14 protein-coding genes are annotated in these 16041 nt (G+C 65.9%); 8 read left to right on the top strand and 6 right to left on the bottom strand.

Translation table 11 applies throughout. The features are described 5' to 3' along the window. Nucleotides 1-347 precede the first annotated feature (347 nt). From ACZ0AA_RS10205 to ACZ0AA_RS10190, 4 genes are all read right to left on the bottom strand, one after another. On the bottom strand, nucleotides 348-3872 hold the full coding sequence (locus tag ACZ0AA_RS10205; RefSeq protein ID WP_311258537.1) for a PIN domain-containing protein: 3525 nt from the start codon (nucleotides 3870-3872) through the stop codon (nucleotides 348-350). Nucleotides 3873-4275: 403 nt separating this feature from the next. After that, nucleotides 4276-4446, bottom strand: coding sequence for a hypothetical protein (locus tag ACZ0AA_RS10200; protein WP_400866692.1), 171 nt, complete (start codon nucleotides 4444-4446; stop codon nucleotides 4276-4278). Between the two features lie 95 nt (nucleotides 4447-4541). Further along, nucleotides 4542-5195 (bottom strand): hypothetical protein, encoded by a 654-nt coding sequence (locus tag ACZ0AA_RS10195; protein ID WP_463512863.1) that lies wholly within the window; start codon nucleotides 5193-5195, stop codon nucleotides 4542-4544. 119 nt (nucleotides 5196-5314) lie between these two features. Continuing rightward, nucleotides 5315-6682 (bottom strand): D-alanyl-D-alanine carboxypeptidase family protein, encoded by a 1368-nt coding sequence (locus ACZ0AA_RS10190; RefSeq protein WP_463512862.1) that lies wholly within the window; start codon nucleotides 6680-6682, stop codon nucleotides 5315-5317. A gap of 449 nt (nucleotides 6683-7131) precedes the next feature. Between ACZ0AA_RS10190 and ACZ0AA_RS10185 the strand changes: the two genes are divergently transcribed. Further along, entirely contained in the window at nucleotides 7132-8127 is a 996-nt protein-coding gene (locus ACZ0AA_RS10185; protein ID WP_463512861.1) for an NADP-dependent oxidoreductase, read from the top strand. Between the two features lie 106 nt (nucleotides 8128-8233). Here the strand turns inward: ACZ0AA_RS10185 and ACZ0AA_RS10180 are convergent, their stop codons facing one another. Next, nucleotides 8234-8950 (bottom strand): SDR family oxidoreductase, encoded by a 717-nt coding sequence (locus tag ACZ0AA_RS10180; RefSeq protein WP_463512860.1) that lies wholly within the window; start codon nucleotides 8948-8950, stop codon nucleotides 8234-8236. 120 nt (nucleotides 8951-9070) lie between these two features. Here ACZ0AA_RS10180 and ACZ0AA_RS10175 point away from each other — a divergent pair, with 120 nt between their 5' ends. The 4 genes from ACZ0AA_RS10175 (at nucleotide 9071) to ACZ0AA_RS10160 (ending at nucleotide 12387) form a co-directional block, all read left to right on the top strand. Further along, nucleotides 9071-9673 (top strand): TetR/AcrR family transcriptional regulator, encoded by a 603-nt coding sequence (locus ACZ0AA_RS10175; RefSeq protein WP_463512859.1) that lies wholly within the window; start codon nucleotides 9071-9073, stop codon nucleotides 9671-9673. A 90-nt stretch (nucleotides 9674-9763) separates the two neighbouring features. After that, nucleotides 9764-11020, top strand: a complete 1257-nt coding sequence (locus ACZ0AA_RS10170) for a multidrug effflux MFS transporter (protein WP_463512858.1) — start codon at nucleotides 9764-9766, stop codon at nucleotides 11018-11020. A gap of 18 nt (nucleotides 11021-11038) precedes the next feature. Further along, nucleotides 11039-11584: a cyclophilin-like fold protein gene (locus ACZ0AA_RS10165; protein WP_463512857.1), complete on the top strand. Its 546-nt coding sequence runs from the start codon at nucleotides 11039-11041 to the stop codon at nucleotides 11582-11584. A 71-nt stretch (nucleotides 11585-11655) separates the two neighbouring features. Beyond that, nucleotides 11656-12387 carry an SDR family NAD(P)-dependent oxidoreductase gene (locus ACZ0AA_RS10160; protein ID WP_463512856.1) on the top strand — a complete coding sequence of 244 codons (732 nt, stop codon included), beginning with the start codon at nucleotides 11656-11658 and terminating at the stop codon, nucleotides 12385-12387. 23 nt (nucleotides 12388-12410) lie between these two features. Here ACZ0AA_RS10160 and ACZ0AA_RS10155 read toward each other — a convergent pair whose 3' ends face one another. Then, nucleotides 12411-12728: an NIPSNAP family protein gene (locus ACZ0AA_RS10155; protein ID WP_463512855.1), complete on the bottom strand. Its 318-nt coding sequence runs from the start codon at nucleotides 12726-12728 to the stop codon at nucleotides 12411-12413. 131 nt (nucleotides 12729-12859) lie between these two features. On the opposite strand from ACZ0AA_RS10155, the gene ACZ0AA_RS10150 reads away from it, so the two are divergent. From ACZ0AA_RS10150 to ACZ0AA_RS10140, 3 genes are all read left to right on the top strand, one after another. Next, entirely contained in the window at nucleotides 12860-15211 is a 2352-nt protein-coding gene (locus tag ACZ0AA_RS10150) for an arylsulfatase (protein WP_463512854.1), read from the top strand. A gap of 71 nt (nucleotides 15212-15282) precedes the next feature. Beyond that, complete coding sequence (locus ACZ0AA_RS10145) at nucleotides 15283-15540, top strand: hypothetical protein (RefSeq protein ID WP_463512853.1); 258 nt, start codon at nucleotides 15283-15285, stop codon at nucleotides 15538-15540. After that, nucleotides 15537-15977, top strand: coding sequence for a BLUF domain-containing protein (locus ACZ0AA_RS10140; protein WP_463512852.1), 441 nt, complete (start codon nucleotides 15537-15539; stop codon nucleotides 15975-15977). The genes ACZ0AA_RS10145 and ACZ0AA_RS10140 overlap by 4 nt, the downstream gene beginning before the upstream one ends. Nucleotides 15978-16041 lie beyond the last annotated feature (64 nt).

The following is a 16041-nucleotide window of genomic DNA, read 5'->3' as shown; positions in this document are numbered from 1 at the left end:
CTCGGCCCGGCGAACAGCTCCAGACCTTGGCGACGCTCGTCCATGTCAGCCCCGCGACCCCAGCGGCCGATGGACGTCGTGACCTGCAACGAGACTGGCCACAGGGGTGCAGCTCTACGTCACGGGCAGATTCACGAGGTGCATACTCAGGCCCCCGTCACCGCTCCCGAGCAGCATTTACGTTTGATGATGGGTGGGGCGACCAAGGTCGCCCCACCCATCATGTTGGCTGCAGGCTTATGGGCCTATCCGACAACGTCGCCGTCCACGTTCTCCTGTGTTTTCAGCAGTAGCGAAGCTCGCACGAGAGTGCTTCTCAGCCCTCGGGCCGCGACCGCGAGCTCTCCCTAGTCGTCGTCGCGGAAGATGACTTCCAGCACGAGTTGCCGATCAGGATCCGGTAGAAGCTTTACCTTCCCGAGGAGCAGGGTCGCTGCAAGATCGGTAGGGAGGATTGATCGCAAACTTCCCCAGTGTGCGGTCACTGCTTGGCGAAACGCAGGGTACCAACGATCCGTCGCTGCCTCCCGCAACCCCTTGAAGATGAACTGAAGAACGTGCGCCGCAGTCCACGACATCGTTAGGGCCGCTCGGATGAAGAGCGCGAGGTTGTCGACTGCTTCTTCTTCTGTGCCCGCGATCCCCGTGACATATCTGGCGCCTACGGCTGCCCAATCCTGCATCGCATCCGGTTCGGCTACGCATCTTTCCATGCCACGAACGATGATCTCGATTTTGCTGGCCGCGGACGTCGGACCGCCGTGCAAGATTGCCTGCCCCAGCCCGGCGGGTGCGAGGCCAATAGCAGCCGCCAGTTCCCAAGGGTTTTTCCTGTAGCGAATCCCAACGAGATGTTCACGAATAAGAGCCGCGTCGATGACGTCAGCTTGCTCTTCGGTGAGCTGCCCGGCGGCACGCATGTACTCCACAACTGTCGGCGTCCCGAAGGATGATATTCCGAAGGCACCAGCTATCTGTCTAGTCGCAGCATCATCGCACCAGAGGGGAACGTCCGCTTCGGCAGCCCGGAGGATCGCCTCGGACCACGCTCCTAAGAGGTCTTCGAATTGTTCGGTCGGAGGCGCCAGCTGTGGCGGATCCGATCGTTCGGCGAGCCGGAGGAGAACGATCAGCTTTTCTGTTAGGCGACGGCGCTCCGCGACCTCCTCCTCGGGAATGAACATGACGGTCGGACCCTGATCGACGGTGCTCGGGACGAAGACATCGCCGGCCCGCTCAAAATCGATCCCCGCATCATTCGCGTCGCGAAGTTGACCATATGTGCCGAACAGTCGTTTGGGAACACGGCTGAGCACTTCCGCGAGGTCGTCATCAAGAGTTGCGAGGGTTAGGGCTGCCGTTGTGTCCAGGGCGGCGCCCCGCAAGCTGGCTACTTCGACGGCCGTGTAGTCCACGGGTCTCTCATCCGAACCACCCGCGAAGCGAGGCGAATGGCGGCTCTTGACGAGTATCTCGGCAAGGCCCCGCCGCGAGAAGTGGGCGATCAACCCGACGGGCAACGACCCATCGCGCAGGTGGGCATCAAGGTCATTGGTAGGGCGGGGACCACCGGCAGCTCGATCGATCGCAGCAAGCAGCTCCTTCGGATCATCTCCCTCCATCGTCACGGCCCAAACCAGACGGGGGCGATCGGGGAAGTCCGTGTGATATTCGTCAGCTAGGGCGAGTAGCTGCACTTCGGTGTCTCGATACTCGATGGGGGCGATTAACAATGCGCCCACTGCTAGCCGTCGAACCTGCTCGTGAGAAGAGAATCTATGGCTCAGACTGAGAACTTCGCTCACCTGCGCCATCTCTGTGCCGAAGCGCTGGAAAAGATGCAGCCACATAGACGCCTGACCGGCGTCATGAGGGACACGGCACACCGGGTGTGCTTTCCATTCCTTGAACGCCTGGAGGTCGTCGGCAGCGTGATTGTAGGCAAAGACCAATGACCAGGCTGCGTCGGCTGCATCGGGTTCGATGCGCAGCAGAGCTCGCGCTGGCAGGATGAGCTCTTCCCACTGCCTGTCCTGATACATCGCCTGGATTTGTAGTCGAAGGGCACGCGCACGTGCCCCCCAGGCTTGTCCGCCCGCAACGATAGCCCGTTGTGCCCGATCGACGGCCTTCTCATGGTCGCCGCGATCGAGGTGATACCGCGCTGCCCGGAACCATTCGTCAGGATCGCCCCACCGACGCGCTGATTGTTCGGCGAGGCGGAGAGCGTCATCGGGTCGTTCGTGTTCGGCGTAATACTGGCCCAGGGCGCGGGCGAGCCTCGGGTTATCTAGCGCCGCGGATGCCGCGCGCGACTCAGCGCCGGGCTGCTCTCGAAACAGGGCCGCAATACTGTCAATCTCGTCGCACAACTGGGCGTTGAGCGGGCGCATGATCTCGACGAAGGGATGCACGATGCCGCGATGAGCAAGAACAGAGCAGATCGCTGCTTTCTCGTTCCAGTCCTCGGTGGCATCTACCGCTTCGGACCATAGTCGGACGGCCTTGTCACCCTCCACTTCGAGTTCAGCCTCACGTGCTGCGAGTTGCAGTCGCATCGAGGCTGATGCGGTTTCGCCCATTAGTGTGTGCGCGCCTGACAGCTGTCCCGTGTGGAGAAGCGCGAGCGCCGCGGCGTTGCGAACACTAGCGTGAGCGGCTTCGGCAGCGGTCGCCTCTCCTTCTGGGGTAGCAGTGAAAAGCGCCTTCGCGCGGTCATAGTCTTGAAGCAGCATGGAGGCTTCGATGGCAAGCACGACTGCCTCAGAGTTGGGAACTCCGGTCCGTCGCTGGCTGTTTCTGATATCGATCGCGAGGCGCCGCGCCGCCGACAGATCTTCGGTTTGAGTGTGAAACTCACCCACCAGGGACCGCGCGATGAGAGCACGAACGCCGATTACGCCTGCGGCTCCAAACCCGTCGGCTTCGAACGCATCTACCGAGAACTCGATAGCCTCGTCGAGTCGTCGCGCCTCGATTAGCTGCTGCGCGCGAATGGAGGCCGCGAGAGCTCGTTGCATCGCTGTCTGCGGAGTCCAGTCCAGCAGGTGCTGCTCTCGCTCGGAGAGCTCGTTGTCCGTTAAGATCGCCTCGATCAACGGGTGCCCGCGATCGTGGGCGAGGAGGTCAAGTGCGTCCGACTCCGAACGATTGATCCCCACGATCTGCACAAGCCAGTACGCGCGTGGAGTGGCTCCGCCTTCGAGCGCACGCTCGATCCAGGCGCGCGCGTTAGTGTGGTTCCCGCAGGTGATCGCTAGGAGACCGAGCCACCCGTCCACAGCTTCGCTCTCTTCGAGCCACGACGGCCGGGCACGAAGCCAATCCTTGAGAGTCTCGCCACGCTCCTGCGGCTTGGCAAGCGTTCGAAGCATCCGGAGCAAGGCCCGCTCGCCGATCGCACCCTCCAGCGCTCGCGCATCCTCCGCGAGCGCCGCGGGAAAGTGGGCAAGAGCGGACTCCATCGTGTCCTTGCCAAGCTCCGCCATCTCTGTGATCGGAACGATAACTTGCTCGTACACCAGCGCTTGGGAGTCACCAGCGCTTAGTTGTCGTGCGGTCGCAGTCCGCAGAAGAGGGAGCAGAAACCCGCTTGGAGGCCCCTCGAGGCCGTCGCATCTAATCGTGTCGAGGAGTTCTCTGGCAGCCGTACCAGCAGGACCATTTGTTTTGCAGGCGGTCATCAAATCAGAGTTCATGAGCGCAGCGCGGAGGGGCTTTAGTGGCACTTTCACGCCTAGCTCTTGCGCCGCGGATGCAGCGCTCCTCGCGATGCGCCATTCAAGCGTCAGCTTCTTCCCGAGACCGACGGCAGCAGAAGTAGCCACCTTGCCGCCGGCAGAGATCGCCGCCCCAGTTATCGGATCAATCACGTTGGCCTCCTTGAGGCGAGCATACGATGGGCAACCGACATGAATAGCGAAAGGCCGAACTGAGCGATCGGGTGCTCCGGTACCACGCCGAGTCGGTCGCTGAGGGTACGGGTCGCGACGTGCGCGACTCACGTCACTCTCGTAACCCGGCGTGTTGAGTCGTCTTCACGCTCACGTTCGTAACCGACTTCTGCCCTGAGCGTTAGCGGTAACGCAGCAGTAACGGAACTCGTGCGGGACTAGGTGAGCTGGTGTGAGCAGATGTGGGTCGCTTCCTTGTTTTTCCGCTGTTCCGCAAGAGCTGGACCCAGGGTCTGGACTGCAGAATGGGTTCAAATCCCACCGTCACCGCCATGGAAACCCCCGAGAAATCGGGGGTTTTTCCGTATCCGGGGCGAGGGTGCTACTTCACCTGTCGCCTGGTCATCCACGCGATCGTCGCCATGAGGATGCCGAGGAACAGCCCGCCGCTGATGCCGAAGCCGACCCCGATGGGTGCGACGAACATCGCGACCACCGCCCCGACGAGCATTCCGACCACATCGATCGTCGGTGTAACACGCCATGCCCGCATTCGTCGCCCCTGGCTAGCTCATGCCCCCAAGTGCGCGCGGCCATTCCTCAGCGCACCAGGGTGCGGGAGGGGCCGCGGACGATGAAGTCCCGCGCTCAGCCGCAGGATTCGTACGGCGGTTCGTCGAGGGTCGTCGCCGTCACTGCCCAGATGATGTCGGTTCCGGCCGTGTAGGTCAGGAAGACGGATCCGGTGCCGGGTTCGGATTCGACCGCGAGATACCGGCGATCGCCGACGCTCTCGATCTCGGCCGCGTCCGGGTATGCGGCCAGCGCCTCGTCCACGCGGGAACCGAGACCGATCCCCTCGGCTGTCACCGGGCCGACAGCCGGCCTGCCTTCGAGGTCGACGGGCGAGGCGGACACCTGCACGAGATCGACCACCGCGGGGTCCTGCTCCGACACGTCGGGGCGCTGGACGGTGAGCATGTGTCCGTCGGCCTCAGCGGAGGCGAGCCATGGGCAGGCTTCCACCGGAGTCGCACCCGCAGCCGCCACGGCTTCGTCGAAGGGCGCGCCCAGTTCGACGTCTCCGATGCCCGTCGGGCTGGCGTCCGCCGCCGGGGCGGACGCGCTGGGCGATGGGCTCGGCGCGGGATCGGCGGGTGCTGTCACCGTCTGCGTGACCGTGGGGGTCGGGGAGGCGGGGGCGGCGCACCCGGCCAGAAAAGCGCCTGTGACGGCGATCCCGACCAGGGGAGAGAGGATGCGTGCACGGCGAGCCCGGGGTCGTCTGGTGTCGATATCCATGCTTCGACGCTAACGGCGCGGCCGAGCGGTGCCCGTCGATTCTCACGCGATTCCCAGATGCCCCGGGAGTGCAGCGTGGAGCGACGAGAACTCGCAATCGAGACAGCTCGAGAGCAGCCTCAGCGCCCGGCATCCCATAAGGGGCCGAGCTCGGACGGATGGGTGAGCCGCCACCACTCCGTGGGCTGAGCGATGCTTCCCGAGATCATCACGGGAACGGTGACCGCGTTCGGGCCGGCCGTCCAGGTGACGCTTCCCACGACCGTGCCGTCGCGGTACGTGGGCGGGCTGTCGATGTCCATCGTCTGCTCGATCGGCGTGTCCGACCAGGTGAAGATCGACGCGCTCTCGGCGATGACCAGCGTGGCGGTGGATCCCCAGGGCGTCGAGATCGATCCGACTTCCTGGCCATCGGTCGCGACGGGCACCTCGTGGAAACCGGCGCGGATGCTTTCGAGCGCGGCGATCACCGTGGCGTTCACCGCCGCGTGCGAGGACCCCCCGAGGACGACGCCGGTGACCGCGAGCGGATCGGCCGCGCCCACGTCGAGTGTGGCCGTGTACAGCAGATTGTGCGTGCCCTCGCCCAGGTTCCCGGTCTTCAGCCCCGTGATCCCCGCGGTGCCGAGGAGGTCATTCGTGTTGTGGAGCGGGCCGGCGCCGGGGATCGAGATCGACGAGGTCGCGACGATGCGAGCGATCGCCGGGTGCGCGGCGGCGAGCTTGGCGATGGCGAGCAGGTCGGCGGGCGTGCTCGTGTTCCGTGGACTGAGGCCGGTGGGCTCCGCGATCGTCGTTCCAGTGAGCCCATGGGATGCGAGCCAGTCGCGTGTCGCGCCGAGGAACGCGCTCTGCGATCCGAAGATCCGCGATGACAGCGCCTCGGCGTAGTTGCTCGCGGAGGGGATGAGCATGACGGCCAGGGCATCGTGCAGCGACATCGAGGTGCCGGTGGGCATCGGAGCGATGGTCGCGCCCTGCACGTAGTACACGTCGTAGAGATCGTGGTCGGCCTTGCCGAACGTGATGGTCGGCCCGGGGTCATCTGCAGACGCGAGCGGCGACGCGTCGAGGATGACGAGGGCGGTGATGAGCTTGGTGATGCTCGCGATCGGGAGCGGTTCGGCCGTCCCTGTCGCCGACCATGTCCCGCTCGCCGCCTCCCCGAGATAGGCATCGGCGCCGGCGACGCTGATCGCTGATGCCGCAGCCGTCGGGGTGACAGCGGCGAAGACATCGCCGACCGGGACCGGCGGTGTCCGAGTGGTCACCGCGGGCGGATTCACCGGCGCGGTGAGAGCCCACCCGACGTAACCTCCGCTCACGGCCAGCAGCAGGACGATGCAGACGGCCGTGATGAGGAGCCCTCGTCGCCTGCGTCTTCTGCGCACCGCGGGATCGATCAGATCACCGCTGAACTCCTGCTCGTGCGCCATGAGCTCCGCGAAATCAGACAGCCCATCCACCGGCTGATTGGGCACCGTCATCGATAGCCCCTCATCGCGCGCCACCTGTCGTCAGAAATCCTCAGAAAAGGCCATCCTCGCGTATGTCCGCAGCGTTGGGTATCGGCCGTTCGGGGGACAAGCGCGCGGCACGGGGATCGCGAGGCGACCGGGGCGTCGTCGCGCGCTGGCCGCAATGCTGCCGGAATTGGCGATGCCCAGCCGAAGGACGGAAGTCGCAACGCCGGGCATCTGCTCTCAGCTCTTTCACGATCGACGCGCACACCGTTGTGCACGCCGTACTTGAGAGGTGACCCCCACGATACGGCGGGCAGGGCTCCTCGTGAACCGGGGTGACTTTCGTCTCGCGGGCCCGTATGCTCCGCCCGTTGCACGAGAGACGCGCATCTGCCCACTCTTGACAATAAAACTGAGGCCACTCATAATAGAGTGCACTCGTTATGAGTGCGACGACCGAAGGAGCAAGATCGATGAGAGCGTTCGTCCTCTCGAAGTACAAGACCGTCGTGCATGAAGCGGAGGTCCCCGAGCCGACCGTGGGAGAGCACGACGTGCTCGTGCGAGTGCAGGCGGCCGGGCTCAACCAGCTCGACGAGAAGATCCGGGCGGGCGAGTTCGCACTCATCCTCCCGTACACGCTGCCGGTCATCCTCGGTCACGACGTCGCGGGCACCGTGATCCGTGTCGGAGCCGGAGTGCGGGACTTCGTGCCTGGCGATGAGGTGTTCGCACGGCCGCGGGATCATCGCATCGGCACGTTCGCCGAGCGGATCGCGATCCATGAGAGCGACGTCGCCCGCAGGCCGTCGTCGATCACGATGGAGGAGGCGGGGGCGCTTCCGCTCGTGGCATTGACGGCGTGGCAGGCGCTGGTCGAGCTCGGAAACGTGGGCCCCGGGCAGAAGGTGCTCATTCACGCAGGTGCGGGCGGTGTCGGTTCGGTCGCCATACAACTCGCGAAGCATCTCGGCGCCGAGGTCGCGACGACGGCCAGCGCGGGCAACGCCGAGTTCGTGCGGATGCTCGGCGCCGATCACGTCATCGACTACCGGACCCAGGACTTCGAACAGCTTCTCAGCGGATACGACCTCGTGCTCGACAGCCTCGGCGGCGAGAACCTCGAGAAGTCGTTGCGTGTTCTGCGACCCGGCGGCACCGCGATCGGCATCTCCGGTCCTCCGACTCCCGAGTTCGCCCGCGAAGCGGGCCTCAACCCGATCGTTCGACTGGCCGTCACGGCGTTGAGTCGCAAGATCCGCTCGCAGGTGAAGCGGCTCGGAGTCGACTACCGGTTCCTGTTCATGCGCGCCAGCGGCGAGCAGCTCCGCGAGATCGCACAGCTGGTGGATGCCGGCGCGCTGCGTCCCATCGTCGGTCGGGTCTTCCCGTTCGACGAGACCGCAGCGGGCATCGAGGCGCTCGCGAAGGGCGGGATCCGAGGGAAGTCCGTGGTCAGCAACCCCTGACGCCTGCTGTGCGCGCGGCTGCTCTGTGCGCAGATCGCGGTGCGTGCAGAGAAAGGCCCCGTCGACCGATCGCAGAGATCGATCCACGGGGCCTTTCTCTTCTCGCTCAGTCCTCGGTGGTGCGAGCGAGCTGAGGGTAGAGCGCCTCGAGGGGTGCACTGAGTGCCGATTTGAGCTGCACCGAGATGTCGTCTGCCAGCACCTCGTACTCGCCGGCCTCGGTCGCATCGAGAGCCTGGGTCACCAGGTCGGCCGGGTCGAGCTTGGGGTCGGTGACGTTCGCTGCCATCGCGGTGTCGACGTAGCCGACGTGCACACCGACGACGTGCACGCCCGCCGGGGCGAGCTCGATTCGCAGCGAGTTCGTCGCCGACCAGAGGGCCGCCTTCGTCGCGCTGTAGATGCCGGCGACGGCGTACCAGCTGAGCGCGGAGTGGATGTCGATGATCGCGGATCCGGGGGTCGCCGAGAGGATCGGAGCGAAGGCTCGCGCGAGGAACAGCGGGCCGAGGAAGTTCGTCTCGACGTTCGCGCGGATCTCGTCATCACTGTGCGAGAGGATGCCCGGCGTCGGCACCGAGGCGCCCGCGTTGTTGATGAGCACCGTCACATCGGGTGCCGCCGCAACGGCAGCGGCGATCGAGGCGGAATCGGTCACGTCGAGCGCGAGCGGCACGATCCGCTCGTCATCCCACGTGCGGGGAGTGCGCGCGGTCGCATAGACCTTGGCGGCGCCGCGCGCGAGCGCTTCGTGCACGAAATGCGTGCCGATGCCGCCGTTCGCGCCGGTGATGAGGACGACTGCTCCAGTGAGGGAGGGCATATTCGAGGACTTTCTGTTGTGGAGGGGGTCACGTGGGAGGATGAGGGCACCTTTCAGAGCCCGCAAACTAGTGACTATGATCACAACTGAGCACAATCACTATTTGTTCCCGGAGGCACCATGACCGTCGACACCCGGCCCCTCGGTCGTCGCGAACGCAACAAGCTCGACAAGCTCGCGCGCATCACATCCGCCGCCGGTGAGCTCTTCGCCGAGCGGGGAGTCGACGACGTCACCACGCAGGAGATCGCCGATCGCGCCGATATCGGCACGGGCACCCTCTTCCTGTACGCCAAGACGAAGGGCGAGCTGCTTCTGCTCGTGCAGAACTCGATGTACGCGGAGGCGCTCGAGCGCAGCCGTGCGGCCGCCGCCGAGGCCGAAGCGGCGCACGACGGGGTGCTGGCCGTCATCCGGCCCGTCGTGGAGTGCAACCGCAAACAGATCGACAACGGCCGCACCTATCTGCGAGAGATCGTGTTCGGAGACCCTGAGGAGCCGCACCACCGCGAGGCGCTCGGTCTCACCGGACAGACCGAGCAGCTCGTCGCCGAGGTGCTCGCTCGAGTCGATGGCCTTTCGACCGATCGTGCGGCGGCGCTCGCTCGAGTCGTCTCGGCGGTGATGTTCCTCACGATGTCCGCCACCGTGAACGCAGAGAAGTCGATCGACGAGATCGTCGACGAGATCGCGACGCAGCTCCGGGCGATCCTGCCTGCCTGAGCGAGGCGCCGGTGTGTCTGACAGGCACCCTGTCAGTACACCCCTCGTCAGGGACTCCCACGTGCACCTGCCGAAGCGCACGATGGAACCATGCCCCCGATCTCGTCGACCTCCCCGAGTATCACCCGCCGGCTGCTGCCGTCAGTGCTCCTGCTGCTGACGGTGTTCGGCCCGATCTCGATGGACCTCTACCTGCCCGCACTGCCTGCGCTGACCGCAGAACTCGGAGCGGTCACCTCGGTCGCGCAGCTGACGGTGACCGCCTGCCTGATCGGACTCGCTGCGGGCCAGCTGATCGCGGGCCCGCTGTCTGACAGGTTCGGGCGCCGGGGAATCCTCCTGGTCGGGATCGTGGCGTACATCCTCACCTCGGTGCTGTGCGCGCTCAGTCCGTCGATCGAGCTGCTGATCCTCGCACGCCTCGTGCAGGGCCTCGCCGGCGGCGCCGGGATCGTGATCGCCACCGCGGCCGGCCGTGACGTCTTCGAGGGCAAGGCCCTCATCCGCTTCTACGGGCGCCTCACCGTCATCGGCGGGTTCGCGGCCATCGTCGGACCGCTCCTCGGCGGTCTGCTGAACACCGTCACCGACTGGCGTGGCCTCTTCGTATTCCTCGCCGTCATCGGAGTGGTGATCCTCGTGATCACCCTCCTGGTGTTCGGAGAGACGCTTCCGGCCGAGCAGCGAACGCGCGGCGGGTTCGGGGAAACCCTGCACGCCTACCGCACCCTTCTGGGCGACCGGGTGTTCCTCGGCGCGGTGCTGAACCAGGGCTTCCTCTACGCGGCGCTGTTCGCCTACCTCGCGGGCTCGACCTTCGTGCTGCAGGACATCTACGGGCTCACGCCACAGTGGTACGCGGCCGCCTTCGGACTCAACTCCGCAGGCCACATGGTCTGCGGCTACATCGCCGGGCGCACCGCAGAGCGCTGGAGCATCTCCGGCACGCTCGCGGTCGGCGTCGTCGTCACCGGGCTGGGAGCAATCGGGCTCCTCATCGCCGGGTTGACTCCGCTGCCGCTGTGGATCGTCATCGTCTCGCTGTTCGCGCTGTCGAGCGGTGTCGCGATCACCGCACCACCGGCCACCACGCTCGCTCTCTCCGACTACCCGCAGATGGCCGGAACCGCGTCGTCCCTGCTGGGCATGGTCCGATTCGGGTTCGGTGGGGTCGCGGCCCCGCTCGTCGGGGTCGCCGGTGCGCTCAGCATCCTCCCTCTCGGGATCGTCACCGTAGTGAGTGTGCTGCTCGCCGCGGCCGCCTGCCTCCTCCTGGTGCGCAGGCACCGCCTCCCTGCGTCGGCGGCGCATGTGCATGCGACGCCGGAATCCACCCCCGTCGCCTGAGCGGAACGGAAGAGACTCATGGCATACAGACTCCCTGCGCTCGCCGCAGTCGTGCTGCTGGTATCGATGACCACCGCCTGTGCACCGGCATCAGACGCCTCGCCGGACGGCATACGCGCTTCCGCCGCCGCGAGCCCGACACCGCTCGCCACGACGCCCTCTCCGAGTGAGGCGTCGGAGGATGCCGAGACGGAGCAGGTCGTCGGCACGATCGTCCGGTTCACCTCTGACCGCACCGACGTCGACGTCACCATCGGTGAAGACAGCCCGGGGGTGCGCGATTTCCTCTCCCTGCTGCCGATGGAGCTGGTCGTCGAAGAGTTCGCCGGTGCGGAGAAGATCGCCTACCTGCCCCGCGAGCTGAACTACTCGGGCTCGCCGGGCTCGGACCCGGAAGACGGCGACCTCATCTACTTCACGCCATGGGGCAACCTCGGCTTCTACTACGACGCGACCGGCATCGGCTACTCCGATGCCACCCTGCACATCGGCACCTACACTGCGACCGAAGAGCAGTTGTCTCTTCTCGAAGGCGGCCCGGTGACGATCACGATCGTCAACTGACCCCCCCGCGAGGGAGACGATCGCCTCCTTCGCATGCCCCTCACGAACGGAAACCGACAAGGAGAACACGCATGAGCCGCATCCTCATCACCGGATCCGCCGACGGACTCGGACGTCTCACCGCAGAGACTCTGCAGAGCCAAGGGCATGACGTCATCGTCCACGCGCGCAATGCCGAGCGCGCGGCGCACCTGCGGCCGTTGACCGACCACGGCGCGGGGCTGATCGTCGGAGACTTCGCCGACCGCGACGCCGTGCGACGCATCGCCTCCGAGCTGCTCGAGCAGGCGCCGCTGGATGCCGTCGTGCACAACGCCGGGGTCTGGAGCGGCAAGCACGTCATGCCCGTCAACATCATCGCGCCGTACCTGCTGACAGCACTTCTGCCGCTGCCGTCGCGACTGATCTATCTCAGCAGCGGGTCCCACTTCGGCGGCGAGCCCCGCCTCGACGGCGTCGACTGGCTCGGGCGGAACGCGGGGTCGTACAGCGAAAGCAAGCTGTACGTCAGCACCCTCGCCGCGGCGATCGCGCGTCTGCACCCCCGCGTCCTGTCGAACTCCGTCGACCCGGGCTGGGTCCCCACTCGGATGGGCGGTGCCGGAGCCCCCGACAGCCTCGAGCTGGGCCACCGGACGCAGGAGTGGCTCGCGGTCAGCGATGACTCTGAAGCCCGAACCAGCGGGTCGTACTGGCACCATCAGCAGAGACAGGAGCCTCACGCCTCGGTGAACGACACGGCGTTCCAAGATGCGCTCCTGGCTGCGCTCGCCGAGGAGACGGGCGTGCGCATCGCCCGGTGACCCACTCGTCGCGCGTCGGCCACTCAGTCGGCGTCGGCGGAGAAGACCGGGCTGAGGAATCGTCGTTCGTAGCGGCGGATGCACTGCGTTCTGCGCGCCAGCTCGAACGCCGCGATGCACTCGGGGTCGGTCTTCGAGGCCGTCCGGTAGATCTCGTACTCAGCCAGGGAGGGGAAGGTGAACAGCGCGAACGCTTCATCGCTGTCGCCCTCGCTCGGCATGAAGTAGCCGTGGTGGGTTCCTCCGTGCTTCGCCACCAGCCGGATCCACGCGCGGCCGTACTCCGTGAAGTCGTCGAGCTTGTCCGGATCGATCTCGTAGCGCAGGTGAACGGTGATCATGTCGTTCATCCTCGCAGAGCCCGGGCGTGGGGTCGCCCGCTGGGGGTGAGCTCCAGGCTCCGCGACATCGGGTCCCACCTACGCTCGACCGCACAGGGCGAGAACGGCTCGCCGTACCGCAGGGAGTGGCGATGTCCGACGTACAGCGTTCTGTTCTTCCGATCCCCGATCTGGCATACACGGGAACGGTCACCTACGACGCGACCGACCCTGACACGTCCTTTCCGCCGATCACCCCGGTACGCCCGCCAGAGGGGGCTCCGAATGTTCTCGTGGTGCTCATCGATGACACCGGGTTCGGTGCATCCAGCGCATTCGGCGGGCCGGTGCAGACGCCGAACTTCGAGCGCGTCGCGGCAGCCGGCTTGAAGTACACCCGGTTTCACACGACGGCGCTGTGCTCGCCGACCAGGGCGGCACTGCTGAGCGGCCGCAACCACCACACGGTCGGCATGGGCGGAATCACCGAGATCGCCACCTCCGCCCCGGGTTACAGTTCGCTGCGGCCCAACAGCTGTGCCCCGTTGGCTGAGACGTTGAAACTCAACGGCTACAACACGTCGCAGTTCGGCAAATGCCACGAGGTGCCGGTGTGGCAGGCGAGCGCGATCGGTCCGTTCAGCGGGTGGCCGACCCCCGGCAACGGCTTCGAGTACTTCTACGGCTTCATCGGCGGTGAGACCAACCAGTGGTACCCCGCCCTCTACGAGAACACCACGCCGGTCGAGCCCTGGGGCACGCCCGAAGACGGCTACCACTTCATGGGCGACATGACCGACAAGGCGATCGCCTGGGTGCGCGAGCAGAAGTCGCTCGTCCCCGATGTGCCGTTCTTCACGTATTTCGCTCCGGGTGCGACGCACGCGCCGCATCACGTCCCTGCCGAATGGGCGGATCGGTACAAGGGGAAGTTCGACCAGGGCTGGGACGAGGTGCGCAAGGAGACCTTCGCGCGTCAGCGCGAGCTGGGCGTCATCCCTGCGGATGCGGTTCTCACCGAGCGAAGCCCCGGGATTCCCGCGTGGGACGAGATGAGCGAACTGATCAAGCCGGCTCTTGCGCGCCAGATGGAGGTGTATGCAGGATTTCTCGCCTATGCCGACCACCACGTCGGCCGTCTGCTCGACGCCTACGAAGAGCTCGGCATCCTCGACGACACCCTCGTCTACGTGATCATCGGCGACAACGGCGCGAGCGCCGAGGGATCGATGCACGGCACCACGAACGAAGGCTTCACGATCAATCACATGAACGAGATCGAGACCGAGCAGTACGTCGCCGATCACATCGATGACATCGGCACCCCGAGCTCGTACAACCACTACGCCGTCGGCTGGGCGCATGCGATGGACACCCCGTACCAGTGGACCAAGCAGGTGGCGAGCCACTGGGGCGGCACCCGCAACGGCACGATCGTCAGCTGGCCGAACGGCGGGGTGCAGATGGGCGGGATCCGCAACCAGTTCAGTCATGTGATCGATGTCGCGCCCACCGTGCTCGCCGCCGCCGGCATCCCTGAGCCGAGCGTCGTGAACGGAGTGACTCAGCGCCCGTATGAGGGGACGGCCATGAACTACACCTTCACGGATGCCGATGCCCCCGAGCAGCACGAGACGCAGTACTTCGAGATGCTCGGCAACCGCGCGATCTATCACAAGGGCTGGACGGCCGTCGCGAAGCACAAGGACCCCTGGGCCGGGTCGTCGCACGGCCTCGACGATGACGTCTGGGAGCTGTACAACGTCGACGAGGATTGGACGCAGTCGAACGACCTCGCGGCAGCCGAGCCCGAACGCCTGGCGCATCTGCAGCGGCTGTTCCTCATCCAGGCCGCGCGGTTCAACGTGCTGCCCCTCGACATCCGCTCCGCCGAGCGGATGAATCCCGACATCGCCGGACGCCCGCAGCTCATCACCAGCGACTCGCAGAAGTTCTATCCCGGCATGAAGCGGCTGAGTGAGAACTCGACGATCAACATCAAGAACAAGTCGTGGACCGTCACCGCTCAGGTCTCGGTGCCGGATACCGGCGCCGACGGCGTGCTCATCGCGCAGGGCGGTGCGTACGGCGGCTGGTCGTTCTATGCCAAGAGCGGAGTGCTCTCGTTCGCCTACAACCTGCTCGGCATCGACGTCGACATCGTCCGCTCAGACGGGCCCGTCGCGGCCGGTGATCAGGAGTTGCGAGCGCACTTCGCCTACGACGGGGGAGGAGTCGCCAAGGGTGGCACTGTGACCCTCTACGCCGGTGAGGAGAAGGTCGGTGAGGGGCGCGTCGAGAAGACGCTGCCCTTCCAGTTCACCTTCGACGAGACCGTTGACGTGGGCTGCGATCTGGCGTCGCCGGTGTCACACGAGTACGGCTCGGTCGGCAACGCGTTCTCGGGGAGGATCGACTGGGTGCGCATCGACCTCGGAGACGACGACCACTCGCATCTGATCGACGACGAGCACAAGCTCGCCGTCGCCATGCTCAAGCAGTGATCGAGCAGGGACTGCCTTTTCGACGATCACGGTGCCGCGCTCGGCCGTAACCGCGAAGGTACGCTGAGGCCATGGGTGATCAATCGCCGTTTTCCTCCCGCCCGCTCTGGGCGAGCGTGGCCGACGGCTTCTACGTGGGCAGCCGGGACGGCTCCTTCCTCGGCTACGTCGACCGTCAAGCCGACGGCGCCTGGCGGGCATTCGACGCTGCCTCACGCGCCATCGGCGACTTCGCCGACCACCATCGGGCGATGGCGGCTGTCACGACCACGGTGACCGTCGGGGCGCACTCCGACGAGATCGAGAGTCGGGGAGGGGATGCCGGATGACTGTGATCGACCCGCTCGTCTCGCTCGTCTACTGCAGCAGCGCCACGCATCCGTTCAGCGAAGAGGAGCTCGCCGAGCTGCTCGCAGTGAGCCGCGCGCGGAACAGCACCCACGACATCACCGGCATGCTGCTCTACCGCGGCGGCGAGTTCGTGCAGATCCTGGAGGGCTCAAGGTCCGACGTCGAAGCGCTGATGGAGAAGATCGGCCGAGACCCACGACACAGGGACGTCCGGGTGCTGCTCGAAGAGCCGCTGCATGAGCGGAGGTTCGACGAGTGGACGATGGGATATCAGTCCCTCGTCGCTGCGGAGCAGGGGATGCAGTCGGGCTATCGCGATTCTTTCGACGACCTCCGTATGGGTGACCACGACATGATCGGCCGCGCGATCATGGAGCTCACCCTGTGGTTCCGCGTTCGGGAGTCCGCCGTCTGAGAGCCGGTCGGACAGCGGGAACGCGACAGCGGGTCGAGACCGAGGGAAGTAGCCGATTCCCCCG

The sequence above is a fragment of the Microbacterium sp. AC035 genome (assembly GCF_979258485.1).
Note: the sequence above shows the minus strand (reverse complement) of the source record. Positions and strands in the feature narration are given on the sequence as shown.

What these genes read in the sequence shown, in the direction of transcription:
- ACZ0AA_RS10200 (WP_400866692.1), bottom strand. Translation starts at nt 4,446, where the DNA reads ATGCGGGCATGGCGTGTTACACCGACGATCGATGTGGTCGGAATGCTC.
- ACZ0AA_RS10195 (WP_463512863.1), bottom strand. Translation starts at nt 5,195, where the DNA reads ATGGATATCGACACCAGACGACCCCGGGCTCGCCGTGCACGCATCCTC.
- ACZ0AA_RS10190 (WP_463512862.1), bottom strand. Translation starts at nt 6,682, where the DNA reads ATGACGGTGCCCAATCAGCCGGTGGATGGGCTGTCTGATTTCGCGGAG.
- ACZ0AA_RS10185 (WP_463512861.1), top strand. Translation starts at nt 7,132, where the DNA reads ATGAGAGCGTTCGTCCTCTCGAAGTACAAGACCGTCGTGCATGAAGCG.
- ACZ0AA_RS10180 (WP_463512860.1), bottom strand. Translation starts at nt 8,950, where the DNA reads ATGCCCTCCCTCACTGGAGCAGTCGTCCTCATCACCGGCGCGAACGGC.
- ACZ0AA_RS10175 (WP_463512859.1), top strand. Translation starts at nt 9,071, where the DNA reads ATGACCGTCGACACCCGGCCCCTCGGTCGTCGCGAACGCAACAAGCTC.
- ACZ0AA_RS10170 (WP_463512858.1), top strand. Translation starts at nt 9,764, where the DNA reads ATGCCCCCGATCTCGTCGACCTCCCCGAGTATCACCCGCCGGCTGCTG.
- ACZ0AA_RS10165 (WP_463512857.1), top strand. Translation starts at nt 11,039, where the DNA reads ATGGCATACAGACTCCCTGCGCTCGCCGCAGTCGTGCTGCTGGTATCG.
- ACZ0AA_RS10160 (WP_463512856.1), top strand. Translation starts at nt 11,656, where the DNA reads ATGAGCCGCATCCTCATCACCGGATCCGCCGACGGACTCGGACGTCTC.
- ACZ0AA_RS10155 (WP_463512855.1), bottom strand. Translation starts at nt 12,728, where the DNA reads ATGATCACCGTTCACCTGCGCTACGAGATCGATCCGGACAAGCTCGAC.
- ACZ0AA_RS10150 (WP_463512854.1), top strand. Translation starts at nt 12,860, where the DNA reads ATGTCCGACGTACAGCGTTCTGTTCTTCCGATCCCCGATCTGGCATAC.
- ACZ0AA_RS10145 (WP_463512853.1), top strand. Translation starts at nt 15,283, where the DNA reads ATGGGTGATCAATCGCCGTTTTCCTCCCGCCCGCTCTGGGCGAGCGTG.
- ACZ0AA_RS10140 (WP_463512852.1), top strand. Translation starts at nt 15,537, where the DNA reads ATGACTGTGATCGACCCGCTCGTCTCGCTCGTCTACTGCAGCAGCGCC.